Origin of the sequence: Shewanella colwelliana, assembly GCF_001735525.1 — a bacterium.
In the GTDB taxonomy this organism is placed as follows: Bacteria; Pseudomonadota; Gammaproteobacteria; order Enterobacterales; family Shewanellaceae; genus Shewanella; species Shewanella colwelliana.
On sequence record NZ_MCBT01000013.1, the window covers coordinates 166,658 to 190,322 of the forward strand.

General features: G+C 48.2%; 15 protein-coding genes. 1 reads left to right on the top strand and 14 read right to left on the bottom strand.

The window, feature by feature from the left end:
* Positions 1-3: 3 nt before the first annotated feature.
* Positions 4-2,529: an Ig-like domain-containing protein gene (locus tag BEL05_RS05395; RefSeq protein ID WP_069670526.1), complete on the top strand. Its 2,526-nt coding sequence runs from the start codon at positions 4-6 to the stop codon at positions 2,527-2,529.
* A gap of 54 nt (positions 2,530-2,583) precedes the next feature.
* On the opposite strand, the gene BEL05_RS05400 is transcribed toward BEL05_RS05395, so the two are convergent.
* The 14 genes from BEL05_RS05400 to BEL05_RS05465 all read right to left on the bottom strand — a co-directional run bounded on the left by BEL05_RS05400 (position 2,584) and on the right by BEL05_RS05465 (position 23,648).
* Positions 2,584-3,717, bottom strand: a complete 1,134-nt coding sequence (locus tag BEL05_RS05400; protein WP_028764128.1) for an ABC transporter permease — start codon at positions 3,715-3,717, stop codon at positions 2,584-2,586.
* Between the two features lies 1 nt (position 3,718).
* Entirely contained in the window at positions 3,719-4,885 is a 1,167-nt protein-coding gene (locus BEL05_RS05405; RefSeq protein ID WP_069670527.1) for an ABC transporter permease, read from the bottom strand.
* A gap of 12 nt (positions 4,886-4,897) precedes the next feature.
* Positions 4,898-5,869 (bottom strand): HlyD family secretion protein, encoded by a 972-nt coding sequence (locus tag BEL05_RS05410; protein ID WP_069670528.1) that lies wholly within the window; start codon positions 5,867-5,869, stop codon positions 4,898-4,900.
* Position 5,870: 1 nt separating this feature from the next.
* Positions 5,871-7,262, bottom strand: a complete 1,392-nt coding sequence (locus BEL05_RS05415; RefSeq protein ID WP_069670529.1) for a TolC family protein — start codon at positions 7,260-7,262, stop codon at positions 5,871-5,873.
* Positions 7,263-7,429: 167 nt separating this feature from the next.
* Entirely contained in the window at positions 7,430-8,878 is a 1,449-nt protein-coding gene (gene tldD, locus BEL05_RS05420) for a metalloprotease TldD (RefSeq protein ID WP_069670530.1), read from the bottom strand.
* A gap of 56 nt (positions 8,879-8,934) precedes the next feature.
* Complete coding sequence (locus tag BEL05_RS05425; protein WP_069670531.1) at positions 8,935-9,777, bottom strand: carbon-nitrogen hydrolase family protein; 843 nt, start codon at positions 9,775-9,777, stop codon at positions 8,935-8,937.
* Positions 9,701-13,858 carry a YhdP family protein gene (locus BEL05_RS05430; RefSeq protein WP_069670532.1) on the bottom strand — a complete coding sequence of 1,386 codons (4,158 nt, stop codon included), beginning with the start codon at positions 13,856-13,858 and terminating at the stop codon, positions 9,701-9,703. The genes BEL05_RS05425 and BEL05_RS05430 overlap by 77 nt, the downstream gene beginning before the upstream one ends.
* A complete protein-coding gene (gene rng, locus BEL05_RS05435; RefSeq protein ID WP_037428633.1) occupies positions 13,858-15,360 on the bottom strand; it encodes a ribonuclease G in 1,503 nt (500 codons plus the stop codon). The genes BEL05_RS05430 and rng overlap by 1 nt, the downstream gene beginning before the upstream one ends.
* Before the next feature lie 65 nt (positions 15,361-15,425).
* A complete protein-coding gene (locus BEL05_RS05440; RefSeq protein ID WP_069670533.1) occupies positions 15,426-16,010 on the bottom strand; it encodes a Maf family protein in 585 nt (194 codons plus the stop codon).
* 2 nt (positions 16,011-16,012) lie between these two features.
* Positions 16,013-16,501 (bottom strand): rod shape-determining protein MreD, encoded by a 489-nt coding sequence (gene mreD / locus BEL05_RS05445; RefSeq protein ID WP_028764120.1) that lies wholly within the window; start codon positions 16,499-16,501, stop codon positions 16,013-16,015.
* A complete protein-coding gene (mreC, locus tag BEL05_RS05450) occupies positions 16,498-17,388 on the bottom strand; it encodes a rod shape-determining protein MreC (RefSeq protein WP_069670534.1) in 891 nt (296 codons plus the stop codon). The genes mreD and mreC overlap by 4 nt, the downstream gene beginning before the upstream one ends.
* Positions 17,389-17,523: 135 nt before the next feature.
* Positions 17,524-18,573 carry a rod shape-determining protein gene (locus tag BEL05_RS05455; protein ID WP_011864209.1) on the bottom strand — a complete coding sequence of 350 codons (1,050 nt, stop codon included), beginning with the start codon at positions 18,571-18,573 and terminating at the stop codon, positions 17,524-17,526.
* A 211-nt stretch (positions 18,574-18,784) separates the two neighbouring features.
* Complete coding sequence (locus tag BEL05_RS05460) at positions 18,785-23,227, bottom strand: DUF6701 domain-containing protein (RefSeq protein ID WP_245686942.1); 4,443 nt, start codon at positions 23,225-23,227, stop codon at positions 18,785-18,787.
* Positions 23,220-23,648, bottom strand: coding sequence for an MSHA biogenesis protein MshP (locus BEL05_RS05465; protein ID WP_245686943.1), 429 nt, complete (start codon positions 23,646-23,648; stop codon positions 23,220-23,222). Before BEL05_RS05465 ends, BEL05_RS05460 begins: the two co-directional genes overlap by 8 nt.
* Positions 23,649-23,665 lie beyond the last annotated feature (17 nt).

The window sequence follows — 23,665 nt, forward strand, 5'->3', positions numbered from 1 at the left end:
CTTATGCGACTAATAAAAAACTGTTTAAATTTCGGTCTTACCCTTGTTTTCGCTTTGACGCTAAGTGCTTGTAACGGCGCGGCAGAGGGTACCGACACTGGCGGTAACCAAGGCGATTTTGCTTTATCACTAAGCTATAAGACTGTTGAAAATGGCCAATGCAGTGAACCGACAAACGAATTGAGTTTTGCTACTAGCAGTAGTATCTGCGTCGTTGCCCATGTCACACAAGGTGGCAGCAACAGCAGTGGTGAGTTAGTCAGTTTCAGCGCCACGTATGGCGAAATAGCCCCAACGACTAAGCTAACCCAAAGTAATGGTCTTGCCGAAGTTATCCTCAGTAACAGTGCTGCGACCATTGGCGCAGGTATTGTTACCGCCACATTAACACCAAGCACTGGCGAGCAAGACCCCCTTAGCAGCACCAAAAACTATGAGTTTATCAGTGACGGCACCACACCTGGTGAAACGGTACCAAAACTCAACGCCAGTATATTGAAAACAGGGTCTGTCGTCACACAGCTAAAAGTCGGCGAAACAGTGCAACTTCAAGCACAATTCGTCGATAATGCCAACCTAGGTATCCCACAGCAAATCGTTACCTTTACGGCGGGCGGCGCCACCTTAACGCCCAATTCAGCACTGACTAAATCAAGTGGTATCGCTCAGGTGAGTTATACCCCTAGCAGCACAGATTTAGGCGCTGCAAGCCTCAACACAAGCATCACCTATAAAGGTGTTACCTACCAAAGCAATAGCCTGTACGAAGTACTTCCAGCAGATGCCATTGGCGGGGACGGCACACTAAAGTTGGGCCATTTTGATGCCAGTGGTAGCTTTGTCGAAGGCACGCTTGCCACCACATTAACGCCAACTGACGGTCAATATGTGATCAGCGCAGGCGGCAGTTTCGGTGTCACAGCAAGCATAGTCAATCAAGCCGATGACGGCAGCATCACCCGCGTACAAACCCCAACGGCGGTAAGCTTTAGCTCTGACTGTGTCAGCAGCAACAATGCCAGCTTAGACTCGCCGGTGACTACATTGTCAGGCAGCGCCACATCAACGTTCCAGGACTCAAGTTGCAGCGGTAACAGTGAGCGCGATGATATTATCGTTGCCTCAGTGCTGGCGGGTAACCAAACGCTAAGCGCAAGCCTACCCTTTACACTGGCCAGACAAACACTAGCTAGCCTAAGCTTTATCTCTGCCGAACCGGCCAATATCCGCATCAAGGGGGCTGGCGGCACAGGTAGCAGCGAATCGTCATTGGTCACGTTCAGAGTGACCAGTGCTAACGGGCAGCCGACCAGCCAACAGACCGTCAAATTTGATTTAGATACGGTCGTCGGCGGACTAAGCTTCTCAAATGGCCAAGCAACGGCCCAGAGCCTGACTAATTCTCAGGGGCTTGCCAGTATTCGTGTGCTTTCGGGAACCGTGCCGACACCAGTGCGCGTTGTTGCGTCGGCCACCGATGCTGACACCAATGAAACCATTACCAGCCAGTCAGAGCAATTAACCGTTAACACGGGCCTTCCCCAGCAACTGGGCTTCTCTCTGAGCACTTCAATGGCTAACCCAGAAGCGGGCGATCACAATGGTGAAACGGTCACAATTACCGCCTATGCTTCTGACAGTTTCGGCAACCCCGCTCCCGATGACACGACCATCAACTTTACCAGTGAAGGTGGGCAAATTGGCTCAAGTTGCTTAACGACTAATGGCAGTTGCGCTGTCACTTGGACATCAGCGAGCCCTAGAGTCAGCGACCATCGCATTACGGTATTGGCTTATGCCTTAGGCCATGAGACCTTCTTCGATACCAATGGCAACAATGTCTTCGATGATGGAGCAGCCGTTAATGCTTGTTTATTAGGGGCCACTGAAATCGCTTGTAGTGGTAACGGTATGGATAGGGAAAACTATATGCCTAATGGCTTTAGTGATCTGCCTGATGCCTTCCGTGACGATAATGAAAACTTTGTCCACGACCAAGGGGAAAAATTCTTCAATACCAAGGGAGAAACCACCTATGGTGCACGCGATACCTTGTTCAATGGTCCACAGTGTGAAGGCAGTTTATGCGGTAAGGAGCAGGCCAACAAAACCTATATCCGCAAAGCATTGGTAATGACAATGTCGGGCTCAACCGCAGACTTTATTATCAGCCAGGATGGCAATCTGATTCTTGATACACGCCAAGGGATCAGTAATCCGGTTAGTGCACTCCCAGCAGGAGCAAGTGCTAGCTTCGCCATCACCCTATTTGATAGCGCCAAGCAGGTTCTGCCAGCAGGTTCAAACCTTAACATCACGGCCAGTGAAGGCACACTTAGCTATAGGCCTTATACTGTGCCGAATCTAAACAGTGACGGCGGTACATCAACAAGCTTTAATGTCACCAATGATATTGACCCCACAAGTGTTGGCGAGTCGTCAAAAACCAGCAGCGTGAGCATTGAGTTGGTCACCCCTAAGGGGATCAAGACTGAAGTCAGCATCAATGTTGAGCTAACAGGTACCTAAGTTACACATTCGCCTGCCATTAAAAAGCCCGCTTAACTGCGGGCTTTTTGTTATCTACTGCGCTTTTAATCGATAGCGGACACCAATAAAGGCTAGCATAAAATAAACCAATGCTAGGCCCCAAAGTTGCCACCAAAAATGCACCACACTAGGCCAACTCGCGCCCATCTGATTAAGCTGTAACATGCCCTGAATCGTCGACACTGCGGGAACAATCTGCCCAAGCCATACTAGCGGCGATGGAATCAACTCAAGCGGCCAAATAAATCCAGACACAAATAGAATAGGCATAGAGATCAGCAGTAATACTTGAGTGGGCAGATCCCGACGGGTAAACAAACAACTAAACGCCACGCCGGCGACAGCCGTACAGAGAATAAACGGCACTAAAAACAGCAAAACCTGAGCGAGTTCAGCCTGCACACTGACCCCATACCAATAGTTACAAAACCCCACATAAAAACAGGTGAAAAAGCTGTAGATGAGTGCAAATACCGTCACCCGGGCCAAGATCAGTTCTAGCGGCGATGCTTGCTGCCAATAGCCAGCTCTCCCCCACTGCCCAGCACCTAAAATGCCTGCACCAATTAATAAGGTTTGATGCAGTACCAACAGCAATACTCCAGGCACCACATAAGGGGTATAACCTAAGCTGGGGTTGAAGGCTGGCACACTGTTAAGCTTAATAGGGTCTAAATCATGCTTAACCTGTTTGGCAGAACTTCCCCTGGCAAGCAGCCCATTAAATTGCACATACTTTCCAGCATCTATTCCAACAGACATTAATCCTTCGACAACAGCAGAATAGATCAGAAAATAGTTAGCATCCCCCCCATAGGCTAAGGTCACCCCTTTTTGACGGATCAAATCACGCCTAAAGTTCTCTGGTATCACCATGAAACCATGGGCTTTCCCTGATGCTACCCACTGCTGCGCCTGATCTATCGTTGTCAGCTGACCTACAACATCAAGCTTAGGGCTTGCGTCAGCATGGCGAATGAGCTGCCGACTTAAGCTTGTATGATCGCCGTCAATCACCACAATTTGCTGCTTAGTGGGAACCTCATTGAGATAGGGTAATGGATAGAGCACTGAATAAAATAGCACACCACCAAACAGCGTTATCGCAATCGCTTTGTCGGTCACGATCGATTTGAGATCTGCCATCATTAACGACCAAAAACTCATACTAGCTCGCCTCACTACCGCTGGGTTGCACCGTAATAGAGTTTGTCATTCGTTTCACTCTACGCGCCAAAAATACAATAACAGGGATCAATAATAGATAAGCCCAATAGCTCACCACTTGTTGAGTAAAGGTCGCAAAGCTCTGCCCATAACTGACCACGCCAACATGAGTATCAATATAATGACTAGAAGGCATTAATAGCCGCCACCACTGAGCCAGCTGCGGCATATCTTGCGTTGGAAAAGTGATCCCCATAAATGGAAAGGCTGGCGCAAAAAGCGCAGTACAAAAACTGACGACTCTGGCGCTGTCTTGTAGCAAGAAAAAGATAGTTAAGACCAACAGCCATACCGCCAATAGCATCACAATTTGTGCCAGCAGCAGTTGGCCAAACTCACCTGCTAATGGCAAACCTAAATACTGATAGAGCAAGGTTAAAATCAGTCGCCCTTGCAGCACAATTAGCGGGGTATAAACTAGAATTTTGGCCCATAACACTCGGCGTGTACCTAAAGAAAACCACTCTTGTAGGGTGCTTAACCTTAATTCACGATTAAGTGAGTTGGCAAACACTAACATGGCAAGCAACTGACCGAGCGCAATCAGCACGGGAGGAAGTAAAAACACCACATAGTTGCTGTTGGCATTGTATAGTGCGCTGATCTGGGTTTTAACCAGATTAAGGTTCACCTCAGCTTGCGCCATGGGCACGCCCGCAGCCAACTGTTTGATCAACGCCTTGCTTTTTAATCCATCGGCTAAACTCAACTGAATTTGACTAGACAATAACTTGCCCACCAGCAAATATTGGCTGTTATAGCGAATATCGATACTAGGCTGGTGACCGGTCAGTAGGTCACGATTAAGTTGAAACGGCAACACCACCATGGCGTAAGTTTCCGCCTTTTCCATGGACGCCTTGGCACTATTGATATCTTGGTAGTGGATCGGGGTGATCACCGAACTCGCTGTGAGTTGGCGCACCAACATCCGGCTAATTTGACTCTGGTCTTGGTCCACAATCGCAACAGGCAGCTGGCGTGGCAAGCCCGCACTAAAGAGCCACCACAGACCAAAAATGCCCACTAAAGGAATATAGCTCACCAACGCAAGCTGCCATGGGTCATGCCACAGTGCATGCAGCTCGCGTTTGATTAATTGCTTCATGGAAGCCAATGGTTAACGTACCAAAAGGGTCGTCATGCCAACTCGCAGATCTGCAATAGGCGCTGTAGGTCGTAGCTCCATCTCAAAGGTACGCATATCAAAGTCATGACCACTTTCGGTGGAGCGCCAGGTGGCGAAATTTCCCATCACGCTAATATGTGCAATGGTAAACCCATGGGTTTCTCCCAGCGCAGGGATCTCAACCTCGACGGTGTCTCCCACTTTAAACGCCTTTAACTGATCTTCTCTGACCTGAAAAATAGCCCAAGCATCTTGCATATCGATAATGCTAACGACTGGGAAGCCACTTGGGGCCAACTCACCACTTTGCAGCAAGACTTCACTGACTTCACCCGATTTGGGCGAACGCATTTGACTGTCGGCCAGAATAGCACTGACCTCATTCACGGCCCCTTCAGCCATGCGCGCATTACCGGCTGCGGCCGCTTTCGTCTCGACACGAGCACCTTCATCGGCCATCTGGTACATGGCAAGCGCAGCTTGCTCGGTATATTTAGCCGCTTGCCACTGGGTAAAGGCTTCATCACGCTTTTGGCGCGCTAATACGCCCTCGACAAACAGAGCTTCGACGCGATTATAGGTGGTTTCAGCCAAGCTGGCGGCAGCCTTAGCTTTAAGCCATTGCTCCTTTGACGCTGTCACTTGCTGTTTGCGCGCACCATTATCAGCCTCTTGTTGCAGCGCTTTAGCCGCATCGCGCCCACCTTGGGCCTGCATTAACTTGGCATTGAGCTCAGGGCTATCGATAGCAAACAATAGATCACCTGCTTCTACGCTGTCACCACGACGAACGAGCACTTGGTCGACTCTGCCCGGCACTTTTGAAGAGATATTATATTCCCTTGCTTCAATTTGTCCTTGCAGCCTATCAGGCTTAGGGGTGTGGGCTAACTTTAATCCGTATGCTAGCAATGCCACTAGCGCAATCAATGCCACAATGGCTAACACTCTATTGGTGCGCATCTTATCTCTCCTGGACGCCGCGTGAACGACCGATAAATTCATCTAACTGACCACTCACGGCCATCAATCTGGCATAAGCCTGAACATAACGATATTGCGCTGCTAACTGCTGGGTTTTAACGGCGCTGAGTTTGAGTTCGGCATCGACTTTTTCTATCGAGGTTGACAACCCTTGGCTAAAGGCTAAATCGCGCAAACGCTTATTCTCTATTGCCAAGTCGAGCGATAAATTAAGTGACCCAGCCTCCTCCTGCGCCTGCAGAAGTTGGCGATAGCTTTGATCTAATAGCAAACTTAAATCTTGTTGGGTTTGCGCCTTGGTATAGCGGGCTTGCAGTAGCGCGCTTTTAGCCGCTTCAACTTTACCACTGCGACCATCGCGGCTCAGCAGCGGGATCTTAACCCCTACCCCCACCATCCAATCAGGTTCAACCTTCGCAAACAGGCTATCATCCTCATACAAGGTGTAATTACCGTAGAGGAAAACTGTCGGGTAATAGCTGCCCTTTTCGACATCTATCAGCCCTTGAGCTTGGTGCTCTTTGGCTTCGAGTAACTTAAGTGCCGGATGATGCGACAAGGTAAGCTGATTAAGCTGACCAAGAGATGGTGTACTGTTGACAATAAACAGAGGCGAAGCGGTATTAATGTCTGACTCGTGCAGCATGCGTGCTAGCGCAATTTTACTCATCTCCAATTGACGGCGAGCACTGGCATAATCAACCTTGGCATTCTCTAACGCCACCTGCGCATTGAGTCGTTCAACCTTAGCGATCTGTCCTTGCTCTTCAAGTTTCATCGCATGCTGAGCGTGTTCTTTGAGCGCTTCAACCAACTGAGCTCGGGTGTTCATTAGTGCGTCGCTGACGGCTACCGCATAGTAGCGGTCAACGAGTTGGACAAACAGATCTCGCGTCGACAGTTGATGTTGCTGCTCCTTTTCTGCCACGTGCGCTTCATGGATCCCTTGTGCAGCGGTGATACGGCCGCCGGTATAGATAGGCCACATCGCCTGTAAACTAGAGCGAAAAATATCTTGTTCAGTAAAAGGCGTTACAAACAGCGAACCCGGAATCGCCCCAATGGCACCACCGAGTGCGGGAGGTAAAGTTGCGGGGTCCAGACTTGCCAGCGGATTAAGATCGCGCAGGTCCAGCTCAATCGGTTTCTCTAACCGCGTATAACTGCCATTAATTGAAATAGAAGGTAGGTTTAGATCGTCTCCAGCCTGCTTTTCTGCCTGCGCACGATTGACCTCTTGCATACTCGCTTGCAGCTTATCGCTAACGTTAAGTAGCTGTTGCCATGCATCGCTAAAAGCAATCTCTTTTGCTTCTGCTGTGCTGATGTTTACCGCTAATAGCGATAGCAAAATGATTTGTAAATATTTCATTAACACCTCTAGAGCGAATACTCTACTTCCTTGGCGAATGTTAACACCCATTAGTGGAGATGAGAAGTTGGACCTTCAATTGTGGGGGTTAGATCGCTGCAATGAACACTATCATCACCACAGAGATCTAGATGCTAAGTACCTGACAAAGTTAATCCTTTATCAAGTTAAGCCGTACCACCCACAGTCAACCTGTCCAACTTCAAGCTAGGCTGCCCAACACCAACAGGGACACTTTGGCCATCTTTACCACAGACACCGACACCCTTATCTAATGCCAAATCGTTACCAACCATAGAAATTTGGCCCATGGCCTCAGGCCCATTACCAATCAAAGTCGCCCCTTTGATTGCTTGGGTAACTTCACCTTTTTCAATTAGGTAGGCCTCTGACGCTGAGAATACAAACTTACCCGATGTGATATCAACCTGTCCGCCACCAAAGTTAGGCGCGTAGATCCCTTTCTCGACTGACTTAATAATCTCTGCAGGCGTCGATTCGCCAGCTTCCATATAAGTGTTGGTCATACGCGGCATCGGCAGATGTGCGTATGATTCGCGGCGGCCATTACCGGTAGAATGTGTGCCCATCAAGCCAGCATTAAGCTTGTCTTGCATGTAGCCCTTAAGAATGCCGTTTTCAATCAAGACAGTTTTTTGGGTCGCAACGCCTTCATCATCAATACTCAACGAACCACGACGATTGGTAATAGTGCCATCATCAACGACTGTGACTAAGCTCGACGCCACTTGCTGACCCACTAGGCCACTGAACGCGCTACTGCCCTTACGGTTAAAGTCGCCTTCCAGTCCATGACCTACAGCCTCATGCAGCAATACACCCGGCCAGCCAGCACCGAGTACCACTGGCATTTCACCTGCTGGGGCATCAATAGCGGTCAGATTGACCGATGCCTGACGCACCGCTTCACGGGCAAAGTCAAAGCACATAGGTAAGCCTGCATCATCCGTCTCAAAGAAAGCTTGATAGTCATGACGACCACCGCCACCACTGGCGCCGCGCTCACGTTTACCTGCTTGCTCCAAAATCACGCTGCAGTTAAACCGCACTAAAGGGCGGATATCGGCAGCTAAAGTGCCGTCACTAGCTGCCACTAAGATCTCTTCGTGTACGCCTGATAGACTAATCACAACTTGAATAATGCGGCTGTCTAAACTGCGGATATAGGCATCAGCTTGCTTAAGCAGCTCAATCTTTTTCACCTCTTCCATTGCCGCAATGGGATCGGCACTTTGATAAAGAGGATTGATTTTTTGCGTTTTCCAAGCTTGCACGCTTGCGCTGCTGCCCACAGCAGAAATTCCGCGTGCCGCTTCTACCGCGGCGCTTAAAGCCGCTGGCGTTATCTCATCGGCGTAGGCAAAACCCGTTTTCTCACCGGATATAGCCCTAACACCAACACCGCGTTCAATATGAAAGCTGCCCTCTTTAACGATGCCATCTTCCAGCACCCAGGATTCATGACGACTGCCTTGAAAATAGAGATCTGAAAATTCGACCTGGTGCTGATGGATACTCTTTAGGTAACCTTGCAGCTGATCCAATGACAAACCGTCCTGTAATAAGCTGTGCTCGACTTGCGTTAAAAATGGCATTAAAACTCTCTCTTTGGCTCGTATTATCGAGTGATTTTATTATTTATTGCTGACGCTCAATCGCACTTAGCGATTAACTGCGGCAGACTAAAGCGATTATGTTGCGCTACAGGCATTTTTGCCCTAATCGCCTCAACAGCTTTGGCATCAACCTTAGCACTCACCCACCCTACTTGTTCTGCTTTCTCGGCAATCACCTCGCCCCAAGGGCCAACAATGCAGCTATGCCCCCATGTTTCGCGACTGCCTTGGTTATGTTGGCCCCATTGTGCAGCCGCTAACACAAAACACTGATTCTCTATCGCTCTTGCTTGCAACAATGGCATCCAGTGAGCGACACCGGTTACCTTAGTAAAGGCCGCGGGTAACACAATAATTTCGGCACCTGCGGCTCGCATCGCTCTGAATAGTTCAGGAAAGCGAAGATCATAACATATCGACATACCGATACGTCCGAAAGGCGTATCGATAACTGTGATACGCTCACCGGGGCAAAAGGTATCACTTTCTCGATATTGGCCTGTACCATCGGCGACATCAACATCAAACAGGTGCAGCTTATCATAATGACCTAATGTATCGCCTTGGTCATCAAACAAGTAACTGCGACTGTAAACACGGCCGTCATCAGCCAAAATCGGAATAGTCCCTGCCACGAGGTAGACCCCATAAGTGCGCGCTAAGTTGGCCAATGCCCCCTTTAACACGCTTGATTTATCGCTGCCTGCATGGGCTAATTGCTGACTTTCATGGCCACCAAATAGTAAACAGCATTCGGGTAACACCACCAGATGGGGAGCATCGTCTGCTTTGGATAACTGTTTAAGCTGCTCGCTGATAAAACTCAGGTTTTGACTGACATCGCGACTGCTTTGACATTGTAATAAGCTTACCTGCATCAACTTGCTCCTTTTGCTCGCCTTGGTTGCCTGTCCCTTCTGGTTGTGAGGGCTCTGGCTTTTGCTCCTCAAGCTCGTTGAACACGGGGGGCGTTTCTAACTGGGGTGCAGGAATCTCAACCCCGGCATCGTTAACATTACTGCTTGGTTCCACAATGCCATCAGTTGGAATAGCTGTTCGTGGCAATACTGATTCAGGGATCTCAATCTCTTTGCTTTTACGCTCTAGCTCTTCAAGTTTGGGCTCTGACATGGTGCCAGTGAGCCTAAAGCGAATCTCTGAGATCACTTCAATGACGGGTTCTAACACCTTAGTCAAGGCAAATGCCCCTAGACCTAACGTCCACCCCCCCGTGCTGAGTAAAACCACTGTTGGTACACTTGAGGCCAGTTGTGGCACAAAGCGGATATCATAATTTAAACTCTCCGTGGTCAGATCGGTATAACCACGTACACGCATATTTCCAGCAACAGCATCCATTTCTGAGTCAGTAGTTTTCACAACACCATTGTCTAAATTAAGTGTGCCAGTAAACGAATTAAAATAAAGCCCCTTACCGAACACATCGGAGAAGTCTAAAGATAGCTTACGCAGCAATGAATCTAGACTAAACAACGAGAAGATCCGCGCCCCTTTATCGCTCACCTCAGACAGATGCCCTTTACCCAGTTTATAGCTAATTTGGCCATTGAGCGTGTCTATTGAAAACGCATAAGGCGCCCCGGTCCAAGCCACTTCAGCTTGCATATCAAGCGGCGCATTTTTAAGACCAGGATCGATACCTAAACGCTCAGAAAACTCATCAAACTTTGTCGCTTGCAGATCTAACTGAAATTCCGTGCGATTCTCCTGCTTGCTATTTAACCAGGCCCCTTTGCCACGCAACGTAATTCCCGGCGTCTTGATGGAAACGGTTTGAATTTTATAATCACCACCTATCGGAGTAGCCTGTAATACTAGGTGACCCAACTGGCGGCCATAGGCACTAAACTCATCGACATCGACCGCGAGCGGAGGCAGATTGCTCAGTATGGTATCGTGAGAAAATTCAGCCTCAGTAGGGGCTTTGACTGCTGGCGCAAAATCGAAATGCTTTGCCACCACTTTTAACCCTTGTGATGACCAGTCTGGGTAGAAATCCACACGCCCGTCGAATTGATCCGCTGCCCCTTCGAAACGCCAGCCATGTTCACTCGGCTGCGCTGTTAATGTTAGATCTGAAAAAGGCTGGCCAAATAAATTTAACTGCTTAATTGAGCCGCTGATAAAGGTCAGCGGAGGGAAAAATGCTTCAGTATCACCACTAGACATGACAGCACTATCCTGCGCTAGTGGCGTCGCTATGCCCTTGTCAGCTTCTTGGGTGTTGACGACGATATCATCAGTGAAGCCTTTAATGATTGGCAACCAAGGTGAAAACTCGGTTGCTGGAAGATCGAGCAACAGATGACCTTCTTGCCGACGCAACTCATCACCTGGTTTAAACAGTCGCCCAAGCAGTAGATCGAAATGAGCCAGTTTATCACCAGAAAGCTCATCGAACCCGCCCCAAAACTCCAACTGATCACCCAGCTTAGCGCCAAGTGAAGACTGCTTATTATCGCCAATCAACTCTATCGAAAGTCGTCTTTTGCTGTCACTCGTTTTGGCAAATGTACCGGGCAAGCTTAACTCCACCCCGTCTAAATCACTGCTGACTTGCGCTTGAATACGATAGCCAATTTGATCGAAAACCAGGGTCATTGCCCCCTGCCAAGCTAAGTTACCTTGATAATAATTCTGAAGTGGATTATCGAGTAGTGCCGGTAATTGATCTAATTGCCATAAGCCGTTCATGTCGAGGTTCAAGCCGTAATTTTTATTGATATTACCTGTGTCAAAACTAAACGAAACAGGTTGCTCAAACAGCTTGGCCGTTATCCCTTCGCCAGTCACAACCTCATTCACAAAATAGACTTGGCCGTTAACGGCATCGAGTTGTACGCCCGGTTCACTAATATAAACTGGCGTATCTTTAAATAGCACTGTGCCGCGGATCGCTTCTTGACCGCCCTCATACAGAGGGATGGCTAAGTCGAGCTTACCCTCTACATCCCCTTGCACCTGAACGACCTTTAGGGTGGCACCGACACTGTCAGCCAGTGGCGAGCGCAGCAGCACAGTCTTAGCGGCATCACCATTGGTATGAAGGTCTGCCCGTACCGTCAACAAACTGGTATCACTCATTTCTGGAATCGCAACATGGGTACCGTCGGCAGCCACATCCAATAGTTGGCCCTTATCGACCCAAATATCCATTGCCGCATTTTCAAACAGCGCGACTAGGCTTAAATCTGTCACTTCAGGCCAGTCAGGTTGAAACTCATATTGTGCTTGGCTTAACGAAAAACCAGCCTGAAAAACACCTGAATTATCTTGATAGGGAAAGTCACTTAAGGCACCGTGCCAAACCACTTTAGCGTCGTCACTCTGCCCCGCTTTAATCGCGCCCTCTAAATAACTAATTAGCGATGTGCTCATGCCATGTTTGGGGAAATAATATTTGGCATTGGCGGCATTTTTCACGTCGACATCGGCGGCGAGACTTAAAAATACCTTGTCGTTAAATTGCATCTTAAGCGCGGCATCGATATTCAAGTCTTGATTATCAAATTGTAATTTGGGCGCAACCAATTCGCCGCTATCGAGGGCGTACTTTAGCGAAAATGGTTGACCTTTTAATGCAATCGGGGCTTCGAAGCCATCGTCGAAATCAATAAGGTAATTCTGGGCATCCGCCCATAGGTAGAGATCATTGCCTTTAAAGCCCATTTTAAGGTCAATAGGTTGGCTGCCGGGAATGCCATTGAAAGGATTCCAGGTGATCTGCTGAGCCGATAGCGTAAGCTGCAACGGCGCATTTGTACCATAATCGAGACGAAGATCATTTAGCTTTCCTTGGGGGGACATTGCTTGCCAGGCATATAGCCCCTCAAGGTCGATGCCCGGCACTAAGGGTAATAACGGCAATAAGACTCGGGTATCAATCTGATTCACTAGCACACTGAAATGTTGCTCAGTATTACTGACCAGCAGCCTTGGCTCAGGCCAAGGCTTATCATTGGTGACAAACGCCAGATTTGAACTCGAAAGTTGCCAACCGTCTGTGCTCGGCAACCAGTTGATTTGACCCGCTTGGATTTCAAATCGTTGACGCTTATCTTTCAGCTTCCACTGTAGCCAGCTTGGTTCAAAGGCGATTGTGGCTGAAGCCAGTTGTCGATTAGCAAGCGTAAACCACGCCTCTAAGTTCACCACGCCCTCTAGAGGCAACTTAGTTTTTTTGTTGTAAGGGTTCACTTGACGCGATGCCCACTCGCCCAAATCGAGTGACTTTGCCGCGAGGTAAACTTGCCCCGTCAACTCATCAGGACGATATCCGCTCCCCGTAATGTCGACACTTAATGACAAGCGTTCAACTTCAGAGGCGTCTTGGTCTAAAAATAGCTGGCCTTGGGCGCGATGGGAGCTACCGAGATTTCGCCAGCGCAGGTTTTCAATATGGATAGGACGATATTCATGGCGTTTACTGAGCAGTTGTACCGTGACATCTGTGATCGCAAAACGCTCAAGTTGCTCCAGCATCAACTGATAAGCCCAATCAGTACTACTTTCTTCGTTCGCACTCACAGACTTTGCATCGCCACTGCTGAGTTTGTCGATATCCAAGGCGACATGCACCCCTTCAAAAATCACATTCTCGATTTGTGGTGACGCTGTGATTAAGGTTTCCCAAAAATCGAGCTTCACTTGCACCTTTTTCACTATCAAGGTGACTGGCAGGTTTTCTTGAGGCGGTAATACCAGATTATTGACCGTCACAGCAGGGCCAAATGCTTGCCACTCTGCTGACAGCTCAGACAATTGCACCGTTACTTGATACTGTGTCTCGACGTAGTTAATTAACTCATTTCTAACATCATCAAGCTTAGGCAGTAGCCCCCGAAACAGGCTAACAGCTAGGGCAAAGACCACCATAATAATAGCGACAACTTGCCAACAAATGCGGCCGAGGGTTCGAGGACAAAATGGGCGTGGCACTACATTATCACCACATCGAATTTGTTTTGGGCGTACATTGGCTCGTTTTGCAAACGCACTCGCTTACCGATATAGGCACCAAGCTCTGCCAATAAGTGACTCTCTTCACCCGTTAAACTGCCGTATACGGCTGGTGAACAATAGACTAAAAACTCATCGGCATCATAGCCACGGTTTAAACGAATAATCTCACGGAAAATCTCATAGGAGACAGTTTCGACCGTCTTTAAACTGCCTGTACCTAAGCAAGCAGGGCACTCACCACACAGCACATGCTCTAGACTTTCACGGGTACGCTTACGGGTCATCTCAACCAAACCTAGGCCAGAAAATCCGCTGACATTGGTCTTAACTCTGTCATTAGCTAAGGCCGCTTCCAGTGTCGCTAACACTCGCTTCTTATGGTCTTCATTGAGCATATCAATAAAGTCGATAATGATAATGCCGCCTAAATTACGTAGACGTAATTGACGAGCGATAGCATGAGTCGCTTCAAGGTTAGTATTAAAGATGGTTTCTTCAAGATTGCGGTGGCCAACAAATGCACCAGTGTTGATATCAACCGTGGTCATGGCTTCTGTTTGATCGATAATCAGATAGCCCCCCGATTTCAACTCCACCTTGCGCCCCAACGCACGCTGAACCTCGTTCTCTACATCGTAGAGATCAAAAATGGGCACGCGGCCAGAATAATGTTCAATCTTGTCGGCGATTTCAGGCATAAACTCTTGAGTAAACTGCAGCAGCTCTTCGAAAGTCTGCCCCGAGTCTACCTGAATTTGATCCAGCTCAGTGCCAACAAAATCGCGCACTATACGGACAGGCAATGCTAAGTCTTGATAGAGAATGGCCACACCTGGACGTTTCCGACGCTCACTGACCTTAGCCCAAACTCGGCGTAAAAACGCCGCATCTTGCACCAACTCTTGCTCACCCGCATTTTCTGCCGCGGTACGAATAATAAAGCCACCATCTTCATCGACAAAGGGTTGAGTCAGACCTTTAAGGCGCGCCCTCACCTCTTCAGACTCAATGCGTTGTGAAACACCGATATGGCTTGAGCCGGGCATAAAAACTAAATAACGCGACGGTAAGGTGATGTCAGTGGTTAAACGCGCCCCTTTGGTCCCCAATGGATCTTTTACCACCTGCACCATAATGTCTTGGCCTTGGCGAACTAACTCACCAATATCACGCACCACAAAATTACCTTTTTCAACATCGGCGACACATTCGGTATGCGGCACGATATCTGAGGCGTGTAGAAAAGCGGCTTTATCTAAACCAATATCCACAAATGCTGCCTGCATCCCAGGAAGTACACGACTGACCTTACCCTTATAGATATTTCCCACTAAGCCACGCTTCATCCGGCGCTCAATATGCACCTCTTGCAAGATGCCATATTCAACCAAGGCGACGCGTGCCTCAGTTGGTGTCACATTGATCAATAATTCAGATCCAATCTTGCGCTGTACTCTGTTTTTGACGGTGTGACTCATAGCTGCTCACTTAATTTGTTTGAGGGCGTTAGCTGAAAAAAAGGGTCAATGCTAATGTTAATAAATTATAGAATCTGCATCTCGCGCAGCAAAGCCTTGGTTTCAACCAATGGCAAGCCCACGACTGCTGAATAGCTACCTTCAATCCCTTGAACAAAACTACCGCCTAACCCCTGAATACCGTAAGCTCCGGCCTTATCCATCGGCTCTTTGGTGGCGATGTACGCTAATATATCGTCTTCTGTTAGGCTACAAAACTGCACTTTAGTTTCAACTAAGCAGGAAACAGTTCTGATACCATCGGTCACGGCTACAGCGGTCATCACACTATGGCAATGCCCTGATAAGGTCTGCAGCATACGCTGAGCATCGGCTTCATTTTGTGGTTTACCTAAAATTTCACCTTGGTGCACCACTATCGTATCTGAGCCTAAGGCGGTTGCGGCTTCAGTACCTGACCACAATTGTAATCCGGCGAGCGCTTTTTCCTTAGCCAAGCGCACCACAAAATCGGTGGCGGCTTCACCCGCCTGGTGAGTTTCATCAATATCCGCAGACAATATCTCAAAGCTGAAATCGCGGTTTCCCATGCCTAACTGCGCCAGTAACTCTTTACGGCGTGGCGAGCCTGATGCTAATACGAGTCTCATCTTTACCTCACTTTATAAATGCGTCGGACACGTCTGAGCATCCAAAAGACCCAAGGCCAAATGATTAAACTCGAAATGGCCGGTAAAAATAGGCTGACATCAAATGAGCCAACGTCCACGACAAACTGAATCCAGAAAATCACTAAATGATATAAACAGACCAAGCTAGCAATCATTAAGGCTTGTTGCCACATAGGAAAGTTTCTGAGGCGCTGGAAATGCAGCACCACCACATAGATAACCAGCGACATGGCGAGCGCACGAATACCTAAATGGGCACCGAGCAAAATATCCAGCAATACGCCGAGCACCCAAGCTGACAAAATATTGTATCGATGCGGTAATGCCATCGCCCAGTAGATCATCACTAACAGTAACCAATCAGGACGCCACCCCTCAACTAAGCTAGGTAGCGGCATAATTTGAAACAACATGGCGACTAAAAAACTTAGCCAGACAACCCAACGACCGTGGGGAATATGCATACTCATTGGTTCGCCTCTGCAGCCTTTTGAACTTCTGTAGATTCGGCTTCAATCGGCGCTTTAGCCTCAGTGGGCAGTTCATTTTCGTCCGGCCAAATTAACAGTAGATAACGAATGCGATCTAGTGCTGCCAGCGGCTGCGCGGTGACCTTGGCATAGCTTTGGCCATCATCTTTGTTGACACTCATAATGCGAGCAACCGGATACCCTTCGGGAAAACGCTTGCCAAGCCCTGAGGACACCAGCAAGTCACCAACACGGATGTCGGTACTTTTCGCGACATGACGTAATTCAAGCTCATCGAGCTCGCCAGTGCCTTGCGCCATTAGCCGTACATCATTACGCGTTATACGCACAGGAATGGCATGAGTGACATCAGAGAGCAACAGGACTCTGCTGGTCAGTTCACTAATTTCAACCACTTGCCCCACCACGCCGTGCGCATCGACCACAGGTTGACCCACAAACACGCCACTGCGAGCGCCATGGTTGAGCACGACGTAATGTCGATAAGGATCGCTGGCCACTTCCATCACTTCGGCCACCACTTTCTTGGCATCCATGTGCACAGGAGATCCGAGTAAGCCACGTAAGCGATCATTTTCTTGGCGAAGGTGTTCAAATCTTTGTAAGCGTTCACTCATCAACAGTTGTTGACGTAGCAACTCTTTATTCTGCTTTTTAAGCATATCGCGAGTCGCAAAGCTTTCTGCTGACCAGTCGAGTACTGCACCAGGAATGTTTGCCACATATTGCAATGGACTGAGTAGTGATGAGATAGATTGGCGTACTGGTTCTAGCCGGTCATTGGCCACCAGCAAAATCACCGACAAAATAATTGCCAATGTTAGCCTGAATTGATTAGAAATACCGCGCGCAAAAATGGGTTTCATAAAACACTTAAGGCAGCTAGATGCTTTAACTTACCACAATTTACCTCAGTAGATGTGGACAACATAGTGCAAATGTACTCGGTATATTTGCACTATGTTCAGTTAAAACAGATTGCTGCCTGTTAGTAAACCGTATTAGTTTTCGTCGGAGAACAGATCGCCGCCATGCATATCGATCATCTCTAGGGCTTTACCGCCACCACGTGCCACACAGGTTAGTGGATCGTCAGCCACCATAACCGGAATACCGGTTTCTTGCATCAGCAAGCGGTCAAGGTCACGCAATAGTGCGCCACCACCCGTTAACACCATGCCACGCTCAGAGATATCTGATGCCAGTTCTGGTGGAGACTGTTCTAATGCAACCATGACAGCGCTGACAATGCCAGATAGTGGCTCTTGTAAGGCTTCTAAAATTTCGTTGCTGTTAAGCGTAAAGCTACGAGGCACACCTTCAGCTAAGTTACGGCCACGCACTTCAATCTCAAGCACTTCATCACCAGGGTAAGCAGTACCTATTGTGTGCTTGATACGTTCAGCCGTTGCTTCACCAATCAGGCTGCCGTAGTTACGGCGTACATAGTTGATGATCGCATCATCAAACTTATCACCACCAATGCGCACAGAAGAGGAATACACTACTCCGTTCAGCGAGATAATGGCGACTTCTGTCGTACCACCACCGATATCCACCACCATAGAACCTGTTGCTTCCGATACAGGCAAACCTGCACCAATTGCCGCTGCCATTGGCTCTTCAATCAAATACACTTCACGTGCGCCAGCGCCCATGGCTGACTCGCGAATAGCACGACGCTCAACTTGTGTCGCCCCAACCGGTACACACACCAACACCCGAGGGCTTGGGCGGAACACGCTGTTGTTGTGTACTTGTTTAATAAAGTGCTGCAACATCTTCTCTGTTACATAGAAATCAGCAATCACACCATCTTTCATTGGACGAATCGCTTGAATATTGCCAGGCGTACGTCCTAGCATCTGCTTAGCTTCAGTACCAACAGCCGCAACAGATTTCTGCCCACCGCTGCCGCGTTCGCCACGAATTGCCACAACAGAAGGTTCATTTAACACAATGCCCTCTTCGCGAACGTAAATTAAGGTGTTAGCCGTACCCAAATCGATCGATAGATCGTTAGAAAAAATGCCACGCAGCTTCTTGAACATGTAACCAGCCTGTCTCAGTGGAGTCGGAAAAATAAAAATCAGGTAACTTTATCAACGACCCTCCTATTCCACAAGGACATTATGCGCTTCGCTTGATAAATATCTGTTCATCTTCGATGGTTTACGGAACAAGTGACTCAGCCGTAGTAAGTACTAGCAAAATTCTGCCTAGATATTCACCCACGGCGCTTAACCGTGAGCGAAAGATACGCTAGCGAACTTCTCGCCAGTAAATGATCTTGTCGTGACCGCGATAAGTGCCGAAATAAGCATTGGCACGCGGATCATAAAGCGTTGTCGGGGTAATACCATCAAAATTCCAGTACCACTTTAACCAAGGTTCGACATGCTGTTTTAGTGGCATCTCTCCCGCCGCATTTGGTACCGAGAAATAGCTGTAGCCGTTCCCCAAACTAAGACTACCACTCTGAAGCGTTAAACTTGGGTTGCTATAGGCATTGATGGCCGGAAAGCCTGATGGTGGCAGCATAAATAACCCAGTGGTTGGCGCTTCACTTGCATCAGCTGAAGTTTGGGTATTATAGATAGAGCAGTTATCCATAGTATTGGTTGCCCAGATAGCTTCGGCTGAGGCTGATAAACTGCTGACATACTCAGTGCGCAGCGGCAAACGTAAACTTTCTGACTCAGGCCCGTAACCATTTTCTAGTACTAAACGCCCATATCTAAGCGCAAACCCATCACCATCGGCAATATCGGTAAAAGTAAAGCTTCGGCAATTGCCAGCAGCGTCATCCTGATAACAGATCCCGTCCTCGTCACTCACATCTGCAACCGACAAGGTCAGATCAAACTTGGCATCAAATGGCACAACAGGCGTCGGAGTGCGAAGATAGTTAATCCGCGCCCCAATCAGTTCAGCCACATTCGGTGTATTCAAGTAGTTCACTGCACCTGACAAGGCTGGCGCTTGGCTATCTGCTACTACGGCCTTGGTCGAGGTGTCGAGGTACTGGCGTCCGCCCCAGCCATTACGCTGACTCGCATCTCTATGCTGATAGCGCCACCAGAGCCCTTCTTGATAGTTAGCGGTCACACCATTGCTGGCGCTATAGCCCACCACTTGCACTCTAGGCTCTACGCCCGTTTTAAAGGTAAACGGCTGGTCCATATAGGTGAAAGCGCCACAACTGTGGGTGATTTCTGGGCTATTACCCGTGACCCCTAAGTAAGCTGGAGTAAAGCGACCAAATACCTCGCTGCTCGACTTGTTGATATCTATGGTGACACCTTCATAACTCAATGCAGATGACAAGCCAACCTTCATGGTACCCACTTCGTTCCAGCTCTGATCCTCAATCGATAGCGCCGTTGCCGAGCCTGATAGCGTAAAATCAATCGATGCTTGCCCTAAACTGCCGTCACTACCCGAACTTGGCTCCACCACTTGCGAGCGCAAACCAAATCCCGGATAAACAAAATTTTGCAAGGCACCGTTATCACTAAAATCACTATCGCTGTCACTTTGCCAGCAGGCAGCTTTAACCTGCATGTTAAAGCTGCCACCTGCCGCGGCCAATACCCCACAGTTGGCATCATAGGGATCGCTCGCATCACAGCGCTGATTACCACTGCCATTAAAGAAGTGGAAACCCGCTGGCGCAGCAGTAAAGGTATCACTGTGGCTCAATGTTAAAGTGTCTGACCCACCTGTTGGTAAATCAATCCTATGCAGGTGCTCTGCCGTGAGTCTCACCACGCCAGCCTCAGGATAATTGGCACTCAATGTCGCGACCCCTAGCGCATTAAAGTGAACATCCATGCTGTTGGTGCTGCCACCATCAATCTCTGTGGTTGCTGTAGGGGCAAGTAGGCTATTTAAGGTGAGCTTAGCGGGATTGTTAACGGGTGATGGCCGCTCGTATTCGAAACTGAAATTTATCGCCTTGGTTTGGTTGGCAAATAACGGCTGACACTTCTGGGTCTGGGTGTTTTTGGTTACCGCATACAGGTTAAAACTCGCGCCGTTTTTACATGACAAGGTATTAGGCGCATCAAAGTAAAAGCCCGTGTCTTCAAAATTCAATAGACATTGTGAATTGGCCACCTCTGCACCATCTATAAAACAGCGATAAGTTGCACTTGGCGCTGTTGCACCCAGTCCTAGCAACACCGAGCCGCCATCGGCATGCCAAAGTTGAGTTTGGGTTGCACTGCTAAAAACCACGTCGCTATACTTACTGCTGTTTTTGGTGAGTTCCACCGAACTCTGCACGCTGGATTCTGTCGAGCAATCATTGTTTACGCAAGCACGCAGTGTGATCGCTTTAGCGGCACAGCTCAGGGCCCCCGAGGTAAACTCGATACGATAGTGATCAATCAATACCGGAGCTGGCTGACGCTCAAACGCAAAATAACCAATATCCTCAGCAAGATGACTGCGGTCGTTATCACGATATTGATCTTCATCTAACCCGAAGCTCATCACTCCAGTGTAACTATCTTTTAAGCAACGCCTAATCCAACCACCATCGCCCCCCTTACGGGTATTTTTATTGGCCAGCGTGATAGGTTGCCCTGGATAAGTATTGAGGTAATTATTGGTGTAGCTGCATTGTTGGGCAAGGCTACGAACACTGTTGCCATTCCCATGATTGAGCGCATAACCAAATTCATACAATACCGGCGCTCCGGATACCAATGTGCTGCCACGACCTAAACCCGCCACATAACCTAAGGTTTCGTCACTATTAATGCCCAATGAAATTTCAGAGGCTTCAATGGCGATATCAAAACCTGTCCCTGCTGAGGCTACGTTATTAATCACTGTCGTAATAAAACGATTGTTATTACGCGATAGCGCCTGACCTATCATGGCGGGCTTAGTACCAAAGTTATGATTAAAATCAACGCCGGCATAGCCTCGCCCCGAGCTCGGTAGTTGACTGCCTTGATATAGCCGAGTATCTACCTTACCCGCTTGCAACGCTGCCCCTCGGTTCAAAAAGCGATAACCAGGCTCCATGACAAAATAATCAATTTCTGTCATCGCCTTCGCTGATACTCTGTTACCTGGCGGTATCTGCTGATACACCATAGCATTTGCCGAGGTTATGCTTGAAACACTGGCTGTTGCCGGGCCATCAGAGCTTACTTCACTGCCATCAATACCATTAATCGTTGGCATCAGCATGACCACGGGCGGCGATGCATAGCTATTATTAAAAGTAATCGAGGCTTGGCCCTTGCTATCGAGCGTTGCTCGACCAAACTCAAACTGCGGGAAGGGGCAGGTTAAGTAAGCGCTGCTCGGCACTTTTACTAAATTATTTGCTGAAGGTAATTGCCAATAGAGATGATAAGCCTCTGCTCCTGTCGCTTCATGAAAGCGCATCTCAACTTTATGCGTCCCGGCCGCCAAGCCAATTTGCCCCGTTTCGCAAGGCCACCCACACTGACCATGCAAACCATAAAAGCCCACAACCACTTGGTCATCAATAAGGAGTTCGATCGCATCATCACCATCAATGCCGAAGGTATAAAGTCCTGATTCTGGTGCTGTTATATACCCCTCAAAAATGCCGACATAATTATCGCCTTGACTAGAATGTGGGTTAATACTTGAGCCATACCCCTCAACTTGTGGCTCAATCGATTCACCTAGCTGCTGAGTGGTTTTTTTCACTGTCGTGATCAAGTCATTAAAATCATCATGGTCTACTGGGCTGGTGTATTGTCCGGGTTTCCACGTGGTTGAATCGTAAGTGCGATAAGTGATCCCAGCAATACTATTTTGCTCTGCAGGACACTGGAGAGGAATAGCGGGAAGTAACGTTTCAACATCACAATCAGGAACAACGTCTATTGATCCAGCCGTATTTTCAAATATCACCCGGCTATTATTATCAATTTCAATATTGTTCGAGGTTATACCACCTTCCACCGTCGCAGTATCGAATAGTCTTATCCGACCTTCAGAGACTAGATAACCTCGCAAATAACCGGTATTTTCAAGGTCTACGTTTGAATACCCATAAAGTAGAAACCGCTCAGCACGATAAGACAATGTGCTATTTCTGTGGATATAGGAGTCTCTAACAAAAAAACTCACACTACCTGTCGTTGGGAACCTTACTGTAACATCACGAGCAATGCTTAAAGAGCCTATCCAATATTGCCCTGCAGCCAACTCCAATGTCCCGCTGATTGCGTTCAATGATTTCAACTTATAAACACCATCTACTGTGCTAAAAGTAAGTTTTTTATCTGAACCCCCACTTAATTGAACATCACCATACTCCCCTTCTGGAACAACGATTTCGGGAGTTGATGATGAAGGTGGACCAATTCTGCTATTACTCGATGACTGACATTGTGCAAAAGGAAGACGATCACTTGGCAGAACAGCCAGATAACCACCAGGCTTACAATTTTTGGGTTTATTTGTTCCGGCAGGCACACATGATTTAGTCGTTTCACGTACAGAATAAGATGGCAAATTACCATTTTGAGGTGAATTATATAGCTTGCCTTGTGCATAAAAACCTATACTACCATTGGTCGAATAAGAGTTTACCCCTTCAACAAAGGTCTGGGTCCAATCCGCGGCAAAAATGCTGTTGACTGGCAATAATAAAGCGAATAAAAAGCTAATAGAAATAAAGTTACAAAGTAGACATTTTAGCTTAATCACGGGCCTCTACCTCCACCTTGCGATTGACTCTGATACAGCTGTCACCATCACAATTGCCGACGGCACAGGTCGCTTCACTGGTGATCAAATATTGCGTAACGCCGCTAAATGTTGTCGCCTTACAGGTCATTGCTACCGTGCAACCATGAAAACCCACCAAATCTGGTGGCGTCCAACTGCTGTTAGCCGCACAGACGCGATCTGCCGGTAAGCCACTCAACGGAAACAATTGTGCTAACGCTGCATCTGCGCCGCTATTCGCCGTGGCAAATGCCCTTGTCCCCAATACTTCTAAATTAACCTGCTCATCGGCATCATTTAAAATATTCACCAGCGCTGCCGCCATCAGAAACATTACTGTGATAACAAAGATACCAATCACCAAAGCACTGCCCTGCTGCTTGGCTAAGCCTATATTCATTTGACTGGTACTTGGTC

Bases quoted from the DNA above. Each gene is read 5' to 3' on its own strand.
- BEL05_RS05395 (WP_069670526.1), top strand. From the start codon at position 4: ATGCGACTAATAAAAAACTGTTTAAATTTCGGTCTTACCCTTGTTTTC.
- BEL05_RS05400 (WP_028764128.1), bottom strand. From the start codon at position 3,717: ATGAGTTTTTGGTCGTTAATGATGGCAGATCTCAAATCGATCGTGACC.
- BEL05_RS05405 (WP_069670527.1), bottom strand. From the start codon at position 4,885: ATGAAGCAATTAATCAAACGCGAGCTGCATGCACTGTGGCATGACCCA.
- BEL05_RS05410 (WP_069670528.1), bottom strand. From the start codon at position 5,869: ATGCGCACCAATAGAGTGTTAGCCATTGTGGCATTGATTGCGCTAGTG.
- BEL05_RS05415 (WP_069670529.1), bottom strand. From the start codon at position 7,262: ATGAAATATTTACAAATCATTTTGCTATCGCTATTAGCGGTAAACATC.
- tldD (WP_069670530.1), bottom strand. From the start codon at position 8,878: ATGCCATTTTTAACGCAAGTCGAGCACAGCTTATTACAGGACGGTTTG.
- BEL05_RS05425 (WP_069670531.1), bottom strand. From the start codon at position 9,777: ATGCAGGTAAGCTTATTACAATGTCAAAGCAGTCGCGATGTCAGTCAA.
- rng (WP_037428633.1), bottom strand. From the start codon at position 15,360: ATGAGTCACACCGTCAAAAACAGAGTACAGCGCAAGATTGGATCTGAA.
- BEL05_RS05440 (WP_069670533.1), bottom strand. From the start codon at position 16,010: ATGAGACTCGTATTAGCATCAGGCTCGCCACGCCGTAAAGAGTTACTG.
- mreD (WP_028764120.1), bottom strand. From the start codon at position 16,501: ATGAGTATGCATATTCCCCACGGTCGTTGGGTTGTCTGGCTAAGTTTT.
- mreC (WP_069670534.1), bottom strand. From the start codon at position 17,388: ATGAAACCCATTTTTGCGCGCGGTATTTCTAATCAATTCAGGCTAACA.
- BEL05_RS05455 (WP_011864209.1), bottom strand. From the start codon at position 18,573: ATGTTCAAGAAGCTGCGTGGCATTTTTTCTAACGATCTATCGATCGAT.
- BEL05_RS05465 (WP_245686943.1), bottom strand. From the start codon at position 23,648: ATGAATATAGGCTTAGCCAAGCAGCAGGGCAGTGCTTTGGTGATTGGT.